General features: G+C 44.9%; 14 protein-coding genes. 9 read left to right on the top strand and 5 right to left on the bottom strand.

Features of this window, described 5'->3' with window-relative positions; genetic code table 11:
- Nucleotides 1-92: 92 nt before the first annotated feature.
- From yfaE to ubiG, 4 genes are all read right to left on the bottom strand, one after another.
- Nucleotides 93-374: a class I ribonucleotide reductase maintenance protein YfaE gene (gene yfaE / locus R7F07_RS00305; RefSeq protein WP_005376817.1), complete on the bottom strand. Its 282-nt coding sequence runs from the start codon at nt 372-374 to the stop codon at nt 93-95.
- Nucleotides 374-1,507: a class Ia ribonucleoside-diphosphate reductase subunit beta gene (gene nrdB / locus R7F07_RS00300; RefSeq protein ID WP_064368593.1), complete on the bottom strand. Its 1,134-nt coding sequence runs from the start codon at nt 1,505-1,507 to the stop codon at nt 374-376. Before nrdB ends, yfaE begins: the two co-directional genes overlap by 1 nt.
- 83 nt (nt 1,508-1,590) lie before the next feature.
- Nucleotides 1,591-3,873 carry a class 1a ribonucleoside-diphosphate reductase subunit alpha gene (gene nrdA, locus R7F07_RS00295; RefSeq protein WP_005376819.1) on the bottom strand — a complete coding sequence of 761 codons (2,283 nt, stop codon included), beginning with the start codon at nt 3,871-3,873 and terminating at the stop codon, nt 1,591-1,593.
- Between the two features lie 501 nt (nt 3,874-4,374).
- Entirely contained in the window at nt 4,375-5,082 is a 708-nt protein-coding gene (gene ubiG / locus R7F07_RS00290) for a bifunctional 2-polyprenyl-6-hydroxyphenol methylase/3-demethylubiquinol 3-O-methyltransferase UbiG (RefSeq protein ID WP_017636129.1), read from the bottom strand.
- A gap of 475 nt (nt 5,083-5,557) precedes the next feature.
- On the opposite strand from ubiG, the gene gyrA reads away from it, so the two are divergent.
- From gyrA to R7F07_RS00275, 3 genes are all read left to right on the top strand, one after another.
- Nucleotides 5,558-8,278, top strand: a complete 2,721-nt coding sequence (gyrA, locus tag R7F07_RS00285) for a DNA topoisomerase (ATP-hydrolyzing) subunit A (protein ID WP_171343058.1) — start codon at nt 5,558-5,560, stop codon at nt 8,276-8,278.
- A 124-nt stretch (nt 8,279-8,402) separates the two neighbouring features.
- Nucleotides 8,403-9,026, top strand: coding sequence for a tetratricopeptide repeat protein (locus R7F07_RS00280; protein ID WP_031778934.1), 624 nt, complete (start codon nt 8,403-8,405; stop codon nt 9,024-9,026).
- Between the two features lie 42 nt (nt 9,027-9,068).
- Nucleotides 9,069-9,623 (top strand): hypothetical protein, encoded by a 555-nt coding sequence (locus R7F07_RS00275; protein WP_005376825.1) that lies wholly within the window; start codon nt 9,069-9,071, stop codon nt 9,621-9,623.
- A 118-nt stretch (nt 9,624-9,741) separates the two neighbouring features.
- Here the strand turns inward: R7F07_RS00275 and nrfA are convergent, their stop codons facing one another.
- Nucleotides 9,742-11,169, bottom strand: coding sequence for an ammonia-forming nitrite reductase cytochrome c552 subunit (nrfA, locus tag R7F07_RS00270; protein ID WP_031778935.1), 1,428 nt, complete (start codon nt 11,167-11,169; stop codon nt 9,742-9,744).
- Nucleotides 11,170-11,619: 450 nt separating this feature from the next.
- On the opposite strand from nrfA, the gene nrfB reads away from it, so the two are divergent.
- Genes nrfB through nrfF form a run of 6 tightly spaced genes read left to right on the top strand, consistent with a single transcriptional unit; the run spans nt 11,620 to nt 16,703 of the window.
- Complete coding sequence (gene nrfB, locus R7F07_RS00265) at nt 11,620-12,222, top strand: cytochrome c nitrite reductase pentaheme subunit (protein WP_005376830.1); 603 nt, start codon at nt 11,620-11,622, stop codon at nt 12,220-12,222.
- A 1-nt stretch (nt 12,223) separates the two neighbouring features.
- A complete protein-coding gene (gene nrfC / locus R7F07_RS00260; RefSeq protein ID WP_005376833.1) occupies nt 12,224-12,910 on the top strand; it encodes a cytochrome c nitrite reductase Fe-S protein in 687 nt (228 codons plus the stop codon).
- Nucleotides 12,907-13,878 (top strand): cytochrome c nitrite reductase subunit NrfD, encoded by a 972-nt coding sequence (gene nrfD / locus R7F07_RS00255; RefSeq protein WP_005376835.1) that lies wholly within the window; start codon nt 12,907-12,909, stop codon nt 13,876-13,878. The genes nrfC and nrfD overlap by 4 nt, the downstream gene beginning before the upstream one ends.
- Nucleotides 13,879-13,887: 9 nt before the next feature.
- Entirely contained in the window at nt 13,888-15,795 is a 1,908-nt protein-coding gene (locus tag R7F07_RS00250; RefSeq protein ID WP_171343059.1) for a heme lyase CcmF/NrfE family subunit, read from the top strand.
- The gene (locus R7F07_RS00245; RefSeq protein ID WP_171343060.1) at nt 15,773-16,306 is read left to right on the top strand and encodes a DsbE family thiol:disulfide interchange protein; all 534 of its coding nucleotides are present in this window, start codon (nt 15,773-15,775) and stop codon (nt 16,304-16,306) included. The genes R7F07_RS00250 and R7F07_RS00245 overlap by 23 nt, the downstream gene beginning before the upstream one ends.
- Complete coding sequence (gene nrfF / locus R7F07_RS00240) at nt 16,293-16,703, top strand: heme lyase NrfEFG subunit NrfF (protein WP_025767282.1); 411 nt, start codon at nt 16,293-16,295, stop codon at nt 16,701-16,703. Before R7F07_RS00245 ends, nrfF begins: the two co-directional genes overlap by 14 nt.
- Nucleotides 16,704-16,780: the final 77 nt, after the last annotated feature.

Genomic DNA, 16,780 nt, shown 5'->3' with positions numbered 1-16,780 from the left:
AGCTCTCTACAGTAGTCTGAGAGACAAAAAACAGAGACAAAAAAGCCAAGGTGATTACCTTGGCTTTTGCATTTTATACCGTCGAGTCAACGTTATGCGCGCTGCTTTTCTTTCATCGCGTAGTTAACGCCGCTAAGTGACAAATCTGATTTTGCTTTACAGATACAAGGTAATATTTCATCACTTTGTGTGTAAGCCATGGCAAAACCAACATACTCCACTTCACCAGACTCCAATTTGCAGCGACAGGCGCCGCAGTGCCCATCACGGCAGTTGTATTCTGGTAATAGGCCAGCTTGCTCCATTGTTTCCAAAATCGTATTGGAAGGGTTGGATTCAATGCTGATCAGTTTGTTGATTTTGAGTGTTGCCATTACAGCTCGAATCCTTCGAAGTCATCTGCGCGAACTTCATTGTCAATTTGACCCACAAGGTAAGAAGAGATTTCTGCTTCTTGAGGCGCAACTTGAACGTTATCTGAAGACAACCAAGCGTTAATCCATGGAATTGGGTTGGTTGTTGCTTTTGGATACGCTGCTGGTAGACCTACCGCTTGCATACGAATATTTGTGATGTATTCAACGTATTGGCTTAGGATGTCTTTGTTTAGACCGATCATAGAGCCATCTTTGAATAGATACTCTGCCCACTCTTTTTCTTGCTCAGCCGCTTCTTTGAATAGGTCAAAACAGTCCTGTTTTGCCTCTTCTGCGATTTGCATGAAAGTGAAGTCATCTTGACCGTTACGTAGCAGGTTGATCATGTGCTGCGTGCCGTTTAAGTGAAGTGCTTCGTCACGAGCGATCAGCTTGATGATTTTCGCGTTACCTTCCATTAGTTCGCGTTCTGCGAAAGCGAAAGAACATGCGAAACTGACGTAAAAACGAATAGCTTCTAGTGCGTTAACAGACATCAAACAGATGTACAGCTTCTTCTTAAGATCGTACAGACTAACCTTAACCGTTTCACCGTTAAGGACATGCTCACCTTCACCGTAGCGATGGTAATCATTCGTCGCTTGAATCAAATCGTCGTAGTAGTGCGCGATGTCTTTTGCACGCTTCAGAATGTGCTCGTTCTCAACGATATCATCAAACACTACAGCAGGGTCGTTCACGATGTTACGAATAATGTGTGTGTAAGAACGAGAGTGAATCGTTTCAGAGAAAGACCAAGTCTCAATCCAAGTCTCTAGTTCTGGCAGAGACACAAGCGGCAGCAGTGCCACGTTAGGGCTGCGGCCTTGGATAGAGTCAAGAAGCGTTTGGTACTTCAAGTTAGAGATGAAGATGTGCTTCTCGTGATCTGGCAGTTTGTTGTAATCGATACGGTCGCTAGATACGTCTACTTCTTCTGGACGCCAGAAGAAAGAAAGTTGTTTCTCGATAAGTTTTTCGAAAATCTCAAACTTTTGTTGGTCGTAACGTGCAACGTTTACTGATTGACCTAGGAACATTGGTTCCTTCAATTGGTCATTCTTTTTTTGGTTAAAAGTACTGTAAGCCATAATGCCTCAATTCCTTTTAAACCTCCCCGTAAGGGGGAGGTTATCGATAGTCTGTCTTTACGGGGTCGCTAGGTACGGGAAGATTAAATCTTACAACCGCCGCCAGCACAATCGTCATCTTGTGGTTGAACAGCGTCTTTCTGTTCATCTTTCGCGCCATCACGAGTGTTGTGGTAGTAAAGCGTTTTCACACCAAACTTATACGCTGTTAGCAGGTCTTGAAGTAGTTTCTTCATTGGAACCTTGCCAGTCTCGTAACGTGACGGGTCGTAGTTAGTATTAGCAGAGATAGCTTGGTCAACAAACTTCTGCATAATACCCACAAGGTGTAGATAACCGTCGTTCGAACCGATATTCCAAAGCAGTTCATAGCTGTCTTTAAGTTCTGTGAACTCTGGTACAACTTGCTTCAGGATACCGTCTTTCGAAGCTTTTACTGAAACGTAACCACGTGGTGGCTCAATACCGTTAGTTGCGTTTGAAATCTGAGAAGAAGTCTCAGAAGGCATTAGCGCAGTCAGTGTTGAGTTACGTAGGCCGTGCTCCATAATTTCTTTACGTAGGCTGTCCCAGTCGTAGTGCAGCGCTTCGTCACAAATTAGGTCGATATCTTTCTTATACGTATCAATCGGCAGTAAGCCTTTCGCGTAGTTCGTCTCGTCGAATGAAGGACACTTACCTTGTTCTTTCGCCAGTGCTACAGATGCTTTCAATAGGTAGTACTGCATTGCTTCGAACGTACGGTGAGTTAGGCCGTTCGCGCTACCGTCAGAGTATTTCACGCCATTCTTCGCTAAGTAGTAAGCAAAGTTAATCACACCAACACCTAGCGTACGACGGTTCATAGTCGATTTGTATGCCGCTGGTAGAGGGTAATCTTGGTAATCAAGCAGTGCATCTAACGCACGAACAACAAGATCGGATAGCTCTTCGAAATCATCTAGAGACTTGATAGCACCTAAGTTGAATGCAGAAAGCGTACACAGTGCGATCTCGCCTGAGTCATCTTCAACGTTAGTTAATGGTTTCGTTGGCAGTGCGATTTCTAAACATAGGTTCGACTGACGAACTGGAGCGACTTCAGAATCAAATGGGCTGTGAGTATTACAGTGGTCCACGTTCTGGATGTAGATACGACCCGTTGATGCACGCTCTTGCATTAGCAGAGTGAACATTTCAATCGCTTTAACCGTTTCCTTCTTGATTGAAGGATCGTTCTCGTACTTCACGTATAGACGCTCAAACTCTTCTTGGTTTTCGAAGAATGCGTCGTACAGACCAGGTACATCAGATGGTGAGAATAGCGTAATATTGCCGCCTTCAACTAAACGTTGGTACATCAGTTTGTTTAACTGAACACCGTAGTCCATGTGACGAACACGGTTTTCTTCAACACCACGGTTGTTCTTAAGTACCATTAGTGAGCGTGCTTCACCGTGCCACATTGGGTAGAACACAGTAGCTGCGCCACCACGTACACCACCTTGTGAACAACATTTTACTGCTGTTTGGAAGTACTTGTAGAACGGAATACAACCAGTGTGGAATGCTTCACCACCGCGAATCTCTGAGCCTAATGCACGGATACGACCTGCGTTGATACCAATACCAGCGCGCTGAGATACATAACGAACAATTGAGCTTGCTGTTGCGTTAATAGAATCAAGACTGTCGCCACACTCGATCAGAACACATGAGCTGAACTGGCGAGTAGGGGTACGCACGCCAGACATAATTGGCGTAGGTAGAGAAATCTTAAATGTCGATGTCGCATCGTAGAAACGTTTGATGTAATCAAGACGTGTCGCTTTTGGATATTTCGCAAATAAGCACGCTGCTACAAGGATGTATAAGAACTGAGCACTTTCGTAAATTTGGCCCGTAACACGGTTCTGTACGAAGTACTTACCCTCTAGCTGCTTAACTGCCGCGTATGAGAAGTTTAGGTCGCGTTTATGGTCGAGGTACGCATCAAGTTCGTCGAGTTCTGCTTTTGTGTAGTCTTCTAGAATATGTTGATCGTACTTACCCATATCGACGAGGCGAGACACGTGATCATAAAGCGTTGGTGGCTCGTATTGGCCATACGCTTTTTTACGCAGATGGAATACCGCTAGGCGAGCAGCTAGGTATTGATAATCCGGAGTCTCTTCAGAGATCAGGTCTGCCGCAGACTTGATGATTGTCTCGTGAATATCTGTCGTTGTGATGCCGTCGTAAAACTGGATGTGAGCGCGAAGTTCTACTTGAGAAACCGAAACATTATCTAGACCTTCTGCAGCCCAAGTGATAACGCGGTGGATTTTATCCAGATCGATACTTTCTTTACGGCCATCACGCTTGGTGACGGTAAGTTGTTGGTTCATTCTGCTTTATTTCCCTAAGAAAACTGATAAAAGCCGTATTTTTGTTTGTTTATGTGCAATATGAGTAAAGCTTGCGGCGGCTTTGTGATCAAAGTCTATCTATATATTGTCGCTTAAACACAACATATAGGGGTTCATTTGTTTGCGGGTTACAAGATAGTGCTATTACACTGATTTATCAAGGTACAGATCGGGGATGACTTGTGGATAACTGACAAAATGAAAAAAATCAGTAAGTGAACACTAACCGATGAGAAAAGGGCAGACTTGAATGGTTAAAAGTACGGTTTCGAGATCGGTTTAGAAATAACCGCATGCAAAAATATTTTCCTTGATCTTTGGTCGTTTTTATCTACGAAAAATAGCTTGGTCAAAATGGAATCTAGAGCACGAATTTTAGCCATAAAAAGACAAAAAAAGCGGCAACTTTGTGCTACCGCTTCCGATTCATTTTCTTTAAAAAATGTCAATCACAAAACTCATTTTTTAACTTAATAGCGTTCAGTATTTTTTAGTATGAACGATGTAGTTTACATCTACATTACGACCGAGTTTATAGCTGTCATTTAGAGGGTTGTAATGAAGCCCAGTAATGCCCATTTCCGTCAGGTCAGTTTGGTCTATCATCTTCATCATTTCGGCTGGCTTGATAAACTTATCGTGCTCATGAGTGCCTTCAGGAACAATCTTAAGAAGCTTCTCAGCACCGACAATAGCAAATAAGTACGACTTAATGTTTCGGTTCAAAGTTGAGAAAAACACGTGACCACCGGGTTTGACTAGCGCAGCACAAGAGCGGATAACGGAGAGAGGATCTGGAACGTGTTCAAGCATCTCCATACAAGTCACGACATCGTAAGTTCCTGCGTTTTCTATAGCGTGGTCTTCTATTGTGCTCTGAATGTAGGTCAGTTGAGTGCCTGTTTCTAATGCATGTAGTCGCGCGACTTCTAATGGTTCTTTACCCATATCAAGCCCCGTCACAATAGCGCCTTCTTTTGCCATGCTTTCAGCAAGAATGCCACCACCACAGCCGACATCAAGTGTTCGCTTGCCAAACAAGCCATTTGCTTTTTCAAGTACATAGTTCAAACGAAGTGGGTTAATTTGATGAAGCGGCTTAAACTCGCCTTCTAAATCCCACCATCGAGAAGCCATGTCCTCGAATTTCTTAATTTCACTTGGGTCGACGTTTTGTGCTTTAGTCATAATTGGTTTTATTGCATTCAATCTGAGTCCTTTAGAGGGCGCCAGTATACTCCAACGTTTTACACCCAAACAACCTCGATGTGCTTAGTTAAGGGACAATGACAGAGTTCACTGGCGCGGCAATCGAGACAGGTGCCTGTAATTTGTAAAGCGCTAACTATTGTTTTTGGTTCATCCTTGAACTGGTGCCAGTGATAATAACTCTAAAACCTGCATTTTCGCGTTGTGTGGTTAAAGGAATTTACCTCGCTTTTCCGCGTAAAGGGTCCGATTTTGCTCAATATTGACCGAAATATAACCACTAATCAGAAAGATATGGGATGAGTGTGCAAATTCTCGACATTTGATTCATAACCAAGCTCACAACCTGATAAAAGGAGAGGGAAAGTGATGCCGAAGTGATGAATTGTGTGTTATATTTTTGCACCTTACACGTATCGTAATTACGATCAGATAATAGAGGGATAATGGCTCTATGAGCGATTTAGCTAAAGAGATCACGCCCGTAAACATTGAAGATGAGCTTAGAGGTTCATACCTAGACTATGCGATGTCAGTCATCGTGGGTCGTGCTCTTCCAGATGTGCGTGATGGCCTAAAACCAGTACACCGCCGCGTTTTATTCGCGATGAACGTACTAGGCAACGATTGGAACAAACCATATAAAAAATCAGCCCGTGTTGTCGGCGACGTAATCGGTAAATATCACCCACATGGTGATAGTGCTGTGTACGACACAATCGTACGTATGGCTCAGCCGTTCTCGCTTCGTTACATGCTGGTCGATGGTCAAGGTAACTTTGGCTCGATCGATGGCGACTCTGCTGCGGCAATGCGTTACACCGAAGTTCGAATGGCAAAAATTGCCCATGAACTATTGGCTGACCTAGACAAAGAAACCGTAGACTACGTACCAAACTACGACGGTACTGAGCAGATCCCAGCGGTTCTTCCAACTAAAATTCCAAACCTATTGGTTAACGGTGCTTCTGGTATCGCAGTAGGTATGGCAACCAACATCCCGCCTCATAACCTTGGCGAAGTGATTGATGGCTGTCTTGCATACATCAATAATGAAGAAATCACTATTGATGAACTAATGGATTACATTCCTGGTCCTGATTTCCCAACGGCGGCGCTTATCAGCGGTCGTAAAGGCATTGTAGACGCGTACAAAACAGGTCGTGGCAAAATCTACATGCGTTCGAAAGCGGACATCGAAGTGGAGAAGAATGGTAAAGAGACCATTATCGTCACTGAAATTCCTTACCAGGTGAACAAAGCTCGCTTGATCGAAAAGATCGCTGAGCTAGTTAAAGATAAGAAAGTAGAAGGCATCAGTGCACTGCGCGACGAGTCAGATAAAGACGGTATGCGCATTGTTATTGAGTGTAAGCGCGATGCTGTGGGCGAAGTAGTTCTAAACAACCTTTACGCTCAGACTCAGCTGCAAACCACTTTCGGTATCAACATGGTGGCCCTAAACAATGGCCAGCCACAGCTATTCAACCTAAAAGATATGCTGAAGTGCTTCGTTGATCACCGTCGTGAAGTTGTGACACGTCGTACTATCTTCGAACTGCGTAAAGCGCGTGAACGTGCTCATATCCTTGAAGGTTTAGCTCTAGCGCTTGCTAACATTGATGAAATCATTGAGCTTATCCGTAAGGCACCTACACCGGCTGAAGCAAAAGCGGGTCTTATCGCTCGTGGTTGGGATTTAGGCAACGTTTCAGCAATGCTAGAGCGTGCTGGTACAGATGCTGCGCGCCCTGAATGGCTAGAGCCTGAATATGGTATTCGTGATGGTCAGTACTTCCTGACTGAGCAACAAGCACAAGCTATCCTAGATCTACGTTTACATAAACTAACAGGTCTAGAACACGAGAAGATTCTTGGCGAATACAAAACACTTCTAGAAGAAATCGCTGAACTCATGCATATCCTTGCGAGCACTGAGCGTTTGATGGAAGTGATCCGTGAAGAACTTGAAGCGGTTCGTGACGGCTTTGGTGACGCTCGTCGTACAGAAATCACAGCTGCGAGCCATGATATTGACATGGAAGAGCTGATCGCACGTGAAGACGTTGTGGTTACTCTATCTCACGGTGGTTACGTTAAGTACCAAGTACTGAGCGACTACGAGTCACAGCGCCGTGGTGGTAAAGGTAAGAGTGCGACTAAGATGAAAGATGAAGACCATATCGAGCGTCTTCTAGTGGCGAATACCCACGATAACATCTTGTGTTTCTCTACTCGTGGTAAGACATACCGCCTGAAAGTTTACCAATTGCCTCTAGCGAGCCGTACTGCGCGTGGTAAGCCAATTGTGAACATCCTTCCATTAGAAGAAGGTGAGCGCATTACCGCGATTCTACGTGTTGATGAATTCTCTGAAGACAAATTCATCTTCATGGCAACAGGTGACGGTACGGTTAAGAAAACGCCGTTGAACCAGTTTGCAAACGTACGTTCAAACGGCCTAATCGCTGTGAACCTACGTGAAGACGATTCGTTAATCGGTGTGGATATCACTAACGGCGAAAACGAAATCATGCTGTTCTCTAAAGCGGGTAAAGTGGTTCGCTTTAAAGAAGCAGAAGAGATTCCAGTACTTGATGAAAATGGTAAACCAGTTCTTGATGAGAATGGTCAGCCAGAGATCAAGTTTAAAGGTGTTCGTCCTATGGGTCGTACCGCCTCTGGTGTTCGTGGTATGAAACTGGCTGAAAATGACCAAGTTGTATCACTTATTGTTCCTTCGCACGAAGGCGATATCCTAACGGTTACAGAAAACGGTTATGGTAAACGTACAGCACTTAGCGAGTACCCGACAAAAGGTCGTGGCACTCAAGGTGTAGTTTCTATCAAAGTTTCTGAGCGAAATGGCCCGGTAGTTGGTGCTATCCAGGTTGTTGAAGGTGATGAAATGATGATGATCACCGACGCTGGCACGTTAGTACGTACTCGTGTGGGTGAAGTTAGCCAGGTTGGTCGTAACACACAAGGTGTAACGCTTATCCGTACTGCGGAAGATGAATCAGTTGTTGGTTTGCAACGTATTGAAGAAGTTGATGATGAAGAGCTGCCTGCTGATGAAGATGCAGAAGCGTTAGAGTCAACAGGCGAAAATACGCAGCAAGACGCTTCAGAAGCTCCAGCTGCTGATGATGCAGAGGAAGATAACGAAGAGTAATCTTACATCGTTATCCTGATATGAAAAGCCGAGCCCTTAGTTGCTCGGCTTTTTTGTATCTGTATCAACGCATTTAAAGTAAGAAATGCGTACACTGACGTTATCTTTGTTTACAGGACGTGTTATGTCTGTTTGGTTTTTCGCTGCCATCACTCTGATGGGGTTGTTTATCGTACTCTTATCACTGAGTGCATCAAAAGTTAAACCTGCTCAATGGTTTGGCTTTTGCCTGTTAGTACTTGTCGTGACGAGTGCCAGTTTCTTATTGCTGCATCAAACACCGCCTAAACCAATACAAGCGGAAATGTCACGAATGATGACTGCTCGTGACATCATGAAAGAGATTCAAGACCAGTTGCGTGAAGATCCGAACAACGCTGAATTGTGGTTCCAACTCGGGCAGGGCTACCTGCTAGAGGGGGAATTTGATGGCGCGCTGATTTGTTTTGATTACGCGATCCAACTGACTGAGCCAGTCAGTGCCACGCAACTTGCTGCAAAGGCGACGACCTTGTACTACATTCACCAGCAATCAATGACGCAAGAAGTTAGCTTGCTTTTGGAGCAAGCTTTGCAGATAGAACCGCACAATGAAGCCGCTTTGTCTTTGATCGCAAATGATCATTTTCTGTCATTCCGATTTCAGGAAGCGATTGATGCCTGGGTAATATTATTAGATTCTAATGATCCAAATTTAGATAGGGTGCAAATCATTAACTCTATTAACAAAGCAAAAGAGCTATTGTAAGCGTACAATTTAACAAGCAATAGAGAGAAAGGTGGGCAACGAATGAAAAATAAAGCACTAAGCATATTGGTTTTGCTGTGCGGCTCTGTGCTGGCGGGTTGTAGCTCTTCCGATCATTCTGGCTCTTCCTCTACGGTTTATTATTCATCGGGTTACTACGACCCGTGGTGGTACGATCATGACGACTACTGGATTTATTACTATCCGGGCTGTTGCGATAACGACGATGAATACAAAGAGAAACTGGAAGAGTGGTGGAATGGTTTAGATGAAGACCAACAGCAATCCATCAAAGACAAAGTCGAAGATTGGAAAGACGACGATATGTCCGCCAATATCGATAACATGAAACGCCAACTTGACGATCATTGGCAATCACTGCCTGACGAGCAAAAGCAAGAGATTCGAACCCAATGGGAGAATCGTCCGGAGCATATTGAACCAGCGACTTTACAAGGCAAGGCGGTGAAAGAAAAGGTTCAACAAAGAAAAGCATTACCGGAAACGAAGATCCAGCGTCCAGTTGCTCGTCCAAATGTGCAGATACCTAAAGCACGTCCAAATATTCAACCTAGACCTAGGCTTCCTCGTCGCTAGTACATTCGATTTTTGTCTCTCGATAGAATCAGGATGAAGAGATAAAGATAATAAAGAAAGAAAAGGGGCGTTCAGTACGCCCCTTGTTGTATCTATAAACTAACCTCTGCAAGTTAGACTAATATGTGGCTTCGCGTTCAGCTGCTGCTTTATCCCATTCTGGTGCCACCGTTTCTAGGAAGTGTTTCTTGTCTGCGTTCATCTTATCCATATCCATGCCCAGTGCTTGCTGTGCTTTCGCTTTGGTCGAGATATCTGGAATTTGAACAGGGTCAGTAATGCCTTTGGTTGCCAGTAAGCGAACCAACTTGGTACGGGCGTCAGCAGCGCGGTCAACTGCAGTACCAAGTACTTCTAGTGCTACCTCAGGAGCATGCATGTGGACACCGTGAGAAGCAATCGCGTAGTCCCAACGCCATTGTGCATGGCGAATATCTTGTAGGATAGGTTCCATCTCTGCTTCTGTTGCACCTGCTTTCCACGCTGCGCCTGCTTCAAAGTGTGCCGCTACGATTTGCTTCTCGGCGGTTAGCTTCATGTTCAGTACTTGCGCTTTGCGAGTCGAGACGATGCCTTGTAGCTGCTCTTTAGTTTGGGTATGGCATTGCGCACAGGTGTCTTCAAAACGATCAAATGGGTTACCCACTTTGTGGTCTGTGTACACCGTACCGTCTTCTTTGGTCACTTTAGGCATGTGGCAGTCCACACACACCACTTTGTTTTTACCATGAATACCCGCTCTCCAAGTTTCGAAACCCGGGTGTTGTGCTTTTAGCATCGGCGCGTTAGATACGGCATGCGTCCAATCTTTGAAATTCAACGCGTCGTAGTATTTCTCCATGTCATTAACGGTGGTGCCCATATCCCATGGGAATTTAACCGCTTTAGTTGGGCCGGTGAAGTAGTATTCAACGTGACATTGAGCGCAGACCGATGCTTGCTTATCTAGGCGAGACTGTTCATCAAAGTTTTTACCAATAGTATCAAAAGCACGCTCGACGTATGGGCGAGTCAGTGCCAGCGCGGGTTCGCCTTTCTTGAAGGCTTCAGAGCCCGTGTTGTGGCAATCGGAACAACCGATAGGGTTGACGATTTCTGAGCCTAAGCGTGCCCATTTACCTTCGAAATAACCGTCTTCACCACGTTCATCAATCACGCGAGCGACGTCTGGGCTTTTACAGCTCCAGCACGCCATCGGCATAGGCCCGGACTTCTCGTCGGTTGGTGCGCCAGTACGTAAGGTTTGGCGAACATCATCAAGTGCGTAAAAGTGACCGCGCGCTTTGTTGTAGTCTTTCGCGAAGCCATAACCTGCCCACAGGATAACCATGTTTGGGTCTTCACTTAGAGCATCTTCTATGTGCTCACTTTCGGATGTTGCTTTCCAAGAGTGGTATTGGTCGGGATGGTTCTGTTCAAAGGCGTCATTTCGAGGATCGATAAAATCCTTCTCTTCTGCCGCTAACGGAGCGCCAACCAAAAATAATTGGCTGGCGAATAAGGTCGCAACCGCAATAGGTGCGCTCATCCAGTGTTTTATGCTCACAGTGTTATCTCCATATTCGTTTTTATTAGCAGCGTTGTGAGGAGCTATTCCAAATAAGAACTGGAGATCTACGATTAATAATATTGCTTAATTGGATAGATGAAATAGTGAGTGAATCTTGTCTTGTTTTAGATCAATTTACACCAGTGATCTCAGTCATGTTTGAATTTATATACCTCTAAAGTGGTAGTTGTTAAGTCATTGTTCTACAATGCTTTGGGGTTTTAACCTTTTTAAAAATAGGGTGATTTAGTTCGCTTTTTGAGCAGGTGTTTCTACCCCTTATGAATAATAGAGGTATTATAAATATAGGTTTAGCGTTGTGGCTTTCCGAAATAAGAATTGATGTCATTTGAAGATCTAAAAAATATCTTCAGAGGAAATTAATTGTCGCTCAAATAAATAATTGAGAATAGTTATCAATTATTGTCGAGCTAAGGAAAGAACAATATGGGCAATATAAAATTGACCATAGAGACAATGCTGAAACTTCTCTTCGTCTTTGCCATCTATGGTTTCTCCATCGCCGCCCATGCGACTTCTTCAGAGCCGATTGAAGGTGCTCAAGCTGAGCGTCATCAAGTCGAGTTGATCCGTGACCGAGACTACAAGTGTCTTCAATGTCATAAGGACGCCAAAGAGACTCTGAATCTATCGCATGATTCGCAAGCGTTATTGAGTCAAGGTAAGCAGCTCAATTGCACTAACTGCCATAGCAACATCGGCCCTGATCACCGTGAAGGCGCGCCTGATGTGATTAAGTTTTCTGCCGCGCAATCGAAAGAGGTACACGACAAAGTGTTCCTTGATCCAAGCATGATTCTTAAAGCCAACAGCCGATGTGTGGATTGCCATGCACCGACACAACTGAGAGAAAGCCACTGGACGCACGATGTGCACGCCAAAAACCTCACTTGTTCAAATTGCCACGATGTACACACAGCGAAAACCAAAGCGTTGTCGTACGACAGAAAACAACTGATCAAGCAGTGTGTGGATTGTCACTCTGAATTTGCCGTCGAACCTGAACTTGCCAAAGAAGAGGAGAGATAGCATGAAATGTTCGAGAAGAAACTTTTTAGCCGGCAGCGGCGCGTTGATTTTAACTACAGGCGTTGCAGGCACTTCCGTTGTTAGCTCCTCTCTTTATACCAGCAACCGTGAACAAGCGAAACGCATGGGTATGGTTCATGATGAAAATGCCTGCATTGGCTGTACCGCTTGTACCGATGCTTGTCGCGAAGTAAATAAAGTCCCTGAAGGCGTAACGCGACTTAAAATTCATCGCAGTGAACCGATTGGCGAGTTCCCAGATGTGAAATACCAGTTTACTCGTGAATCCTGTCAGCACTGTGATAACCCACCATGTGTATACGTTTGTCCAACAGGCGCTGCATACAAAGATGAAGCGACCGGCATCGTGGATGTACACAAAGAGAAATGTGTCGGATGTGGTTATTGCCTTGCTGCTTGCCCTTACCAAGTGCGCTTCTTTAATCCAGTCGATCACTCTGCGGATAAATGTAACTTCTGCCGTGATACCAACCTAGCGCAAGGTAAGCAGCCAGCTTGCGTGGAATCTTGCCCAACAAAAGCACTCATCTTTGGTGATTTAAATGACCCAACTAGCGAGGTGAGCAAAGCTATCGAAAGCCATGTTGTCTATCGCGATAAATCGCATTTAGGTACGCAACCTAAACTGTACAAAATTCCGCATAGCAAAGGGGAGGTGTCATCATGAACGGCTTCGAAAGTGCATTCCACTTTGACTCGTTAGTCTGGGATTGGATCATCGCGATTTACTTATTCTTTGCTGGGATGTCAGCGGGTGCGGTGATTATTTCTATCTATTTAAAACGCAAAGTGATTGAAGGTGATCCCGCAAACAACGGCATCATGAAAGCGATGGCTTGGCTCGCACCATTTGGCATCATTGCTGGGTTGGTAATTTTGATTTTCCATTTAACCAAGCCTTTAGAGTTTTGGAAGATCATGATCTACTACAACCCAACGTCTGTGATGTCGATGGGCGTGATCTTGTTCCAAGTGTACATGCTAGTGCTGTTTGTTTGGATTGGCGTTATCTTCCGCCATCAAATCATCAGCTTCTGTGAAGGGAAGTTACCAAGCAAACTGCTGGATTTTGCCGATGGCATTTTGATTAAGGCGGGGAAAGCCAACAACGCAATTGAATTATTCTTGGGCTTCTTAGCCATCGTACTTGCAGCGTACACTGGCTTTCTATTGTCTGCGTTGAAGACTTACCCAATGCTAAACAATCCAGTACTGCCAATCTTGTTCCTGTTCTCTAGTTTGTCCTCGGGTGCAGCAGCATGCTTGATGTTCGGTATCTTGGTATTTAAAGAGTCGACCAGCAGCCCAAGTGTGTCTTGGGTACACGGATTTGAACGCCCAGTAGTATTGTTTGAGCTGTTTGTCTTAGTGACCTTCTTTACCGGACTGATCTTCAGCGGTGGTCAGAACGAAGTCGCGGCTTGGAATGCTATTTCGAGTGGATTCTGGGCTCAATGGTTCTGGGTTGGCGTAGTGTTCATCGGCATGATAACGCCTTTGACTCTCAATTGGTTAACGCCTTCAGAAGTGCGCCACAGAGGCAGTTACGTTTTTGTGGTCACGACGTTGAGCTTGGTTGGCGTACTTATGCTGCGTACTTTCATTCTATATGCCGGTCAAATGACCATAGTGTAAGGGGGATAAATGGAAGCTGAGCTAGGGTTCTTCTTACTGATATTGGTGGCTGTAACATCGACTTGTGCATCGTTGCTGCATTGGCTACGTCGTGCTATGAGTAAGAAGGCGACATTGCCGCATCAAGTCGCGATGTCCCACATCATTAGCTTAGCTTCCTTCATTTGTTTAGCACTTCTGATCGTCTGCTTCGTGCAAGACAACTTCGCGTTGGAATATGTTGTTACGCATTCCAACAGTCAACTTCCCGTGGCGTTCAAAATTGCTGCCGCTTGGGGTGGGCACCAAGGCTCCATGTTGTTTTGGGTCGTCACCCTGAGTTTATGGGCGTCGTTTATTGCATTTAAGTCACCGCTCAATGCCCAATATACTTGTGACTGTTTAGGAATCATGAACGTTCTGATTGGGACGTTTGCATGGTTCACGTTAATGACCTCTAACCCGTTCGAGTATGCCCAAGTATTGGCGTCGGAAGGGCGAGATCTAAACCCTATGCTGCAAGATGTTGGGCTTATCATTCATCCACCATTGCTTTATCTCGGTTATGTCGGTTACGCAGCAATATTAGCTTTTGCATTAGCGGCGCTATTGGGTAAACAACCGATGAGCGATTGGTATGTGGTCGCTCGAAGCGCAGCGTTTTTTGCATGGGGAACGCTCACGTTGGGTATCTTGGTGGGATCATGGTGGGCGTACAATGAACTAGGGTGGGGCGGCTGGTGGTTTTGGGACCCTGTGGAGAACGCTTCTCTACTCCCTTGGCTTACTGGTACTGCTTTGTTGCACAGCGGTGTTGTCGCAACACGTAACAGAGGCGCAATTTGGAGCTCCTATGCACTGGCGTTTGCTACGTTCAGCCTAAGCATTTTAGGGACATTCGTGGTGCGCTCTGGCGTGCTGACTTCAGTGCACGCTTTTGCGGTGGACCCAACTAAAGGTTTGGTGCTGATTGGTGTATTGAGCTTGCTTGTCATTATCACTTTTGGCGTACTGATTTTGCGAGGAGAACAACTCCCTCGTTTCAAACTTCAATCTCTAGCGAGCCGAGCTTACACTGCTTATATCGCCAAAGGGCTGCTGGTTATTGCGACTGCCATCGTTTTTCTTGGCACTTTTTATCCGATGGTTTATCAACTGCTCGGTTTAGGGAACATTTCAGTTGGCGCACCTTACTTTAATAGTCTGATCTTCCCATTAAGCATACTGGCTCTGATTGCCTTAGCATTCATGCCAGTGCTGAAATGGACAAAAGGCACAGTTCCGAGTGTAAGCGGTGATATCGCGATCAGTATCGCGTTATCTCTAGTCTCTGGGATCGGGTTTATGTTCTCAGTGAATGCACTGCATTTCGAAGTATTGTTAACCATAACGTTGGCTACTTGGGTGATTGTGGCGCATCTCGTTATGCTGTTTCGCTGCTCCAATAAGCGTAAACTCATGCCAATCGTGATGGCACATATCGGTTTTGCACTGGCGGTGAGTGGGGCTGTATTCAACAGTCACTACTCATATGAACACAATTTACGTGTCGAACCTGGCAGTTCTCAACAAAGAGCGGGGATCACTATCGATTATCATGGTATCGAATGGCTGGTGGGGCCAAACTACACCGCGGAACAAGGACAGATCACCTTGCACTTGGAAGATGGCCGCATGCTCAATTTCAACCCGCAAAAGCGTCATTACCCTGTGCGAGTGATGAATATGACCGAGCCTGCGATTCGTTCACTATGGCATGGCGATTATTACGTGACATTGGGTGACAAAGTCGATACTTATGCTTATGCGATTAAAGTTCAGTACCGCGCAGGTATTTGGTGGATATGGTCTGGCGGGCTACTAGCTGTGTTTGGTGCGCTATTAACAGGCTTAAAGAAAAGGAGAGAGGCTATCAATGCGATCGAGAAATACGCTTAAACTCGCAGGTCTCGTTGTGGCTGTTGCCGTGTTTGCTGTAGTAACTGCGGTGGCTTTGTCTGAGCGACCACATGTTGAATTGTCCCCACAACGAAATTTAGAGACACCTAATTTTCGCTCTACTTCTCTGATCTCTGATGACATGGTTTCTGAGCAGTTGTTCAAAAGCGACGGATATAAATTATTGAATGTTTGGGCATCTTGGTGCGGAGTATGCAAACGAGAGCATGAAGAGTTATTGCAGTTAGCAGAACTCGGTGTGGCTATTATTGGGCTGAATTATAGAGATCAAAAACAAGCCGCTCGTGAATATTTGAGCTCTAAACGAAATCCATATATTGAAGTAATTAGTGACCCTAATGGAAAGCTTGCTGTGGAGCTAGGTGTTATCGGAACGCCGGAAACTTACTTGATTGATCAAAATGGTCGTATATTGATCAAATATCGTGGGGAGCTAACGGCAGATAAATGGAACGATATATTTTCAGGATACTTGAATGTTTCGATTTAATAATCTTCTCCTCACTTTAATCCTATTTATACTATTTTCTCCTTTCACGAGAAGTGCGGATATAGAACAGAATGTTGATCTGTTTGAATTTCATTCTGTTGAAGTGCAACAGCGTGCAACCTCGTTAGCCAAGACCTTACGCTGCCCGCAGTGTCAAAACCAAAACCTTGTCGAGTCTAATGCACAAGCGGCTAAAGACCTGAGGTTGAAAGTGTATACGATGGCCAATGAAGGCAGCTCAGATCAAGAAATAAAGGACTATCTAGTTGCTCGTTATGGGAATATTGTTCTGTATCAACCACCATTAAATTATTCCACGGCGCTGTTGTGGATCTTTCCTGTGCTATTTTTGATCTTTTTTGTCTTATATTCGATCCGAATGGTGAAGCGTAATTAATGTGACCGTTATTCCACTATTAAAAATAAATTGTGCACTTAACAAGCAGAATGTTATCATTTTTCCGAATTTATGAA

The sequence above is a fragment of the Vibrio sp. YT-16 genome, from assembly GCF_033337405.1.
Lineage (GTDB): Bacteria > Pseudomonadota > Gammaproteobacteria > Enterobacterales > Vibrionaceae > Vibrio > Vibrio alginolyticus.
This window is presented reverse-complemented; position numbering and strand designations above follow the sequence as displayed.

Coding starts and splice junctions, on each gene's coding strand:
- nrdA (WP_005376819.1), bottom strand. CDS start 3,873: ATGAACCAACAACTTACCGTCACCAAGCGTGATGGCCGTAAAGAAAGT.
- gyrA (WP_171343058.1), top strand. CDS start 5,558: ATGAGCGATTTAGCTAAAGAGATCACGCCCGTAAACATTGAAGATGAG.
- nrdB (WP_064368593.1), bottom strand. CDS start 1,507: ATGGCTTACAGTACTTTTAACCAAAAAAAGAATGACCAATTGAAGGAA.
- R7F07_RS00250 (WP_171343059.1), top strand. CDS start 13,888: ATGGAAGCTGAGCTAGGGTTCTTCTTACTGATATTGGTGGCTGTAACA.
- nrfF (WP_025767282.1), top strand. CDS start 16,293: ATGTTTCGATTTAATAATCTTCTCCTCACTTTAATCCTATTTATACTA.
- nrfB (WP_005376830.1), top strand. CDS start 11,620: ATGGGCAATATAAAATTGACCATAGAGACAATGCTGAAACTTCTCTTC.
- nrfD (WP_005376835.1), top strand. CDS start 12,907: ATGAACGGCTTCGAAAGTGCATTCCACTTTGACTCGTTAGTCTGGGAT.
- nrfC (WP_005376833.1), top strand. CDS start 12,224: ATGAAATGTTCGAGAAGAAACTTTTTAGCCGGCAGCGGCGCGTTGATT.
- yfaE (WP_005376817.1), bottom strand. CDS start 374: ATGGCAACACTCAAAATCAACAAACTGATCAGCATTGAATCCAACCCT.
- R7F07_RS00245 (WP_171343060.1), top strand. CDS start 15,773: ATGCGATCGAGAAATACGCTTAAACTCGCAGGTCTCGTTGTGGCTGTT.
- R7F07_RS00275 (WP_005376825.1), top strand. CDS start 9,069: ATGAAAAATAAAGCACTAAGCATATTGGTTTTGCTGTGCGGCTCTGTG.
- ubiG (WP_017636129.1), bottom strand. CDS start 5,082: ATGACTAAAGCACAAAACGTCGACCCAAGTGAAATTAAGAAATTCGAG.
- R7F07_RS00280 (WP_031778934.1), top strand. CDS start 8,403: ATGTCTGTTTGGTTTTTCGCTGCCATCACTCTGATGGGGTTGTTTATC.